Here is a 3,909-nt window from a genome sequence, read left to right on the forward strand (position 1 = left end):
CATTTGGGGTAAACTTTCAGCTTTTATGTTAGTATTTAGTAATACTTTTTGTTTATAATTTTAAATTATATATTTAGTTATAAATAATAAATAATATCTATTTTCAGAATTTTAAAATTATTTAAATCTTGATTCACATAACATAATATAAAAATATTAAATCTGTTTTTATAGTTCCTTATATTTATTCTAAGGAATTAATTAATAAAATATAATTTTAAGCTATATAGACTTATACTAAGGATTGAAAATTTAGTATAAGTCTTATTTTTATATTAAGTTTAATTAACGATAAATACTTTAAGTAGATTTTAATAAATTTAAGAATAATAGGATGAAGGGAATTATGTACTATTTGTAAGCTTAAGTTCATAAAAATTAAGTATAACTTTAATAATAGTTACCAATAAAACGATAATTAATTAATCTATATAAAGAAAGGTGGGTGAAAGATAATACTAATATAGTATTATCATCATGTTATGAAAGACTATAATTATAAAAAACTTAGAAATGTAGGTTTAATAGGTCATGGAGCAACAGGAAAAACATCTTTAGCAGAAGCTTTATTATTTTACACAAATAATACTGATAGATTAGGAAAAGTTGAAGAAGGTAATACAGTTATGGACTATGAGCAGGAGGAAAAGAAAAGAGGAATATCTTTATCAACTTCAATTGCATCATTTGAAGAAAATGACACTAAAATCAATATAGTTGATATGCCAGGATATTTTGATTTTCAAGGTGAGATGTCTCAAGGCATGAGGGCTGTTGATATAGCTACAATTGTAGTGTGTGCTGTGTCAGGAGTACAAGTAGGAACAGAAAAAGCTTGGGATTATTGTGAAAAAATAAAATTACCAAGAGCATTCTTTATAAATAAAATGGATAGAGAAAATGCAGATTTTGATAAGACATTAGAAGAAATGAAAAATAGCTTTGGAATGAATATAGTTCCTATTCAGTACCCTATAGGAAAAGAAAGTAACTTTAGTGGTATAGTGGACGTTATATCAAAAACAGCAGTAAAGTATAATTCTAAAACATCTAAAGTAGAATCAACAGATATACCAGATGAATTAGTTGATAAAATTGAAGAGTTTAAGCAAATGATAATGGAAGCTGTTGCTGAAACAGATGAGGAGCTATTAGATAAGTATTTAAATGATGGTGAGTTATCTGATGAAGATATTTATACCGGATTAATAAAAGGATGTGCACAAGGTGAAATAGCACCAGTATTATGTGGTAGTGCATTAAAAGTAATAGGAATAAAATCAATGATAAACAGTATAGTACAATGCTTTCCATCACCAGAACATTCACTTCCTCAAAAGGCGGTAAATCTAAATAACAATGAAGAGGTTTTCATAAAAACAGATGAAAACAAGCCATTTTCAGCGTTAGTATTTAAAACTATTGCAGACCCATTTGTAGGTAAAATATCTTTATTTAAAGTTATAACAGGAAAAGTTAATGGTGAGTTAACTGTATTAAATCCAAATAAGGAAAAGCAAGAAAAACTAAATCATTTATTCTTTATGAAAGGAAAAAATCAAATTCCAACTAAAGAAATAGTTGCAGGTGATATTGGTGCAGTTTCTAAATTACAATATACAGCAACTGGAGATACATTATGTAGTGAAGACTTTAAGGTAATGTATGATAAAATAAATTTACCTAAGGCAGTAATGCCTATGGCAATATTACCAAAATCAAAAGGTGATGAAGAAAAAATATCATTATCATTATCAAAGCTAATGGAAGAAGATCCTGTCTTTAAGGTAGAAAGAGATGTTGAAAATGCAGAAACTATAATTTGGGGATTAGGAGAAACTCATTTAGAAGTCATAGCTAGTAGAATAAAGAGTAAATTTGGTGCAGATGTTATTTTACAAGAGCCTAAGGTACCATATAGAGAAACAATAAAAGGTATTTCTGATGTTCAAGGAAAACATAAAAAGCAATCTGGTGGGCATGGACAATATGGAGATGTAAAAATAAAATTTGAGCCAAGGCAAGATGGAGAACTAGATCTACAGTTTGTAGATAAGGTTGTTGGAGGAGCTGTTCCAAGAAACTTTATTCCCGCTGTTGAAAAAGGATTAAGAGATTGTATATCTAATGGTGTATTAGCAGGATATCCTGTTGTAGGATTAAAAGCTACGTTATATGATGGCTCTTATCATCCAGTTGATTCATCAGAGATGGCATTTAAAGTTGCTGCTTCTATTGCATATAAAAAGGGATTAGAATCTGCTAAACCAATTTTACTTGAACCTATAATGAATGTTCAAATTTTAGTTCCTGATAGCTATATGGGAGATGTAATGGGGGATGTAAATAAGAGAAGAGGAAGAGTTATAGGAATGGAGCCAGAAGGAAAGTTACAAAAAATTAGTGTGGAGATTCCAATGGCAGAAATGTTTAGTTATGCTACAGATTTAAGATCAATGACGCAAGCTAGAGGAAGTTTTACTAGTGAGTTTTTAAGATATGATGAAGTTCCAGCTAATGAAGTTAGAAAGATTTTAGATGATGTTAAAAGCTTAAAAGAAGAAGCATAAGGATATATTTAATATGCCTATTAAGATTCTATGAAAATATGGTTCTTAATGGGCTAAAAAAATATACTAGGAATAAAATAATAAATATTTACATAAAATAATGGCAGTTAGGAGAAGTTTTTTTTATTTATGGGGGTAAAAAATGATAAATAGGAGGGTAAAAATGCCAGACTATAAGATGGATATAAGAGGAAATTTAGAACTTAGTGAATATAGTGATATTTATGATTATATGGGGATAGTAGATAAAAATGATAATTTTACTATAACTTTAGATAATTCTAATAAACAATATATAAATATAATTACCTCCATGTTAAAAGAAAGCAATTTTTCTATATTAGAAGAAGGTATAAATAATTCAGGAGATTATTATATTAGTGCTAATAAATATAAATAAAAATCTCTAAGTTTTTTACTTTAGAGATTTTTGTTTTTTAATTCATTAAAAAAATTAAAGAGAAAATATATGTAAATATGAGAATAATGAGTTTATAATTATAGTATATGGATTAAAATGAGGTGAATTAAATGAATAGTGATAGGATTAATGAAAATTCAATAGAATATAATTTAGGTAAGATATTATGTAATAATAAATTAACTATTTCAACAGCAGAGTCATGTACTGGAGGTATGGTAGCAGCTAAATTAATTTCATATCCTGGTATATCAGCTTCTTTTTTAGAGGGGGCAATAACTTATTCTAATGAGGCTAAGATGAAGAGACTTGGTGTTAGAAAGGAAACCCTTGATGCTTATGGAGCAGTAAGTGAAGAAACTGCTAGAGAAATGGCTGAAGGAATAGCAAAGGTAAGCTTTTCAAATACATCTATAGCGACTACAGGAATAGCAGGACCAGGTGGTGGAACAGATGAAAAACCAGTTGGATTAGTTTATATAGCTGTGCATGTAAATAATAAAACAATAATTGAAAAATGTAATTTTAGTGGAAATAGGGAAGAGATAAGAATTTCGGCAACTAACCATGCTTTAAAAATGCTTAAAGTTGAGCTTGAAAATCAAAATTATAAATAAGTTTAAACAAAAATAATCCCATTAATATATTAATAACATTAAAGGGATTATTTTTGTATATAAATAAAATGGGGGAGAGGCGATTAACTATGAAGTTTAAAACTTCATTTATATTATTGTCACTAATTAAAATTAATATACATTAGGTAAATAAAATATTTAAGATAGTGTAAAGTTTCGTATGAAAAAATAGCCTATGGCTAATTTTTAATAATAATTAAAAAATAACGTTGTAATATCAACTAAAATTTAAAAATTGGATATGACAAAAAGACCTTCGGTATCGGAGGCAAAAATAAAA

The 3,909-nt window shown here is 27.5% G+C and carries 3 protein-coding genes; all 3 read left to right on the plus strand.

What is annotated here, in order from left to right:
* The first annotated feature begins 482 nt into the window (after positions 1 to 482).
* Entirely contained in the window at positions 483 to 2,570 is a 2,088-nt protein-coding gene (gene fusA / locus Q0Y03_RS15175; RefSeq protein WP_297714632.1) for an elongation factor G, read from the plus strand.
* A gap of 163 nt (positions 2,571 to 2,733) precedes the next feature.
* Positions 2,734 to 2,970 (plus strand): hypothetical protein, encoded by a 237-nt coding sequence (locus Q0Y03_RS15180; RefSeq protein WP_297714633.1) that lies wholly within the window; start codon positions 2,734 to 2,736, stop codon positions 2,968 to 2,970.
* 131 nt (positions 2,971 to 3,101) lie between these two features.
* Entirely contained in the window at positions 3,102 to 3,608 is a 507-nt protein-coding gene (locus Q0Y03_RS15185) for a nicotinamide-nucleotide amidohydrolase family protein (protein WP_297714634.1), read from the plus strand.
* Positions 3,609 to 3,909 lie beyond the last annotated feature (301 nt).

It is taken from the genome of Clostridium sp. (assembly GCF_026168755.1).
Taxonomy (GTDB): domain Bacteria; phylum Bacillota; class Clostridia; order Clostridiales; family Clostridiaceae; genus Clostridium.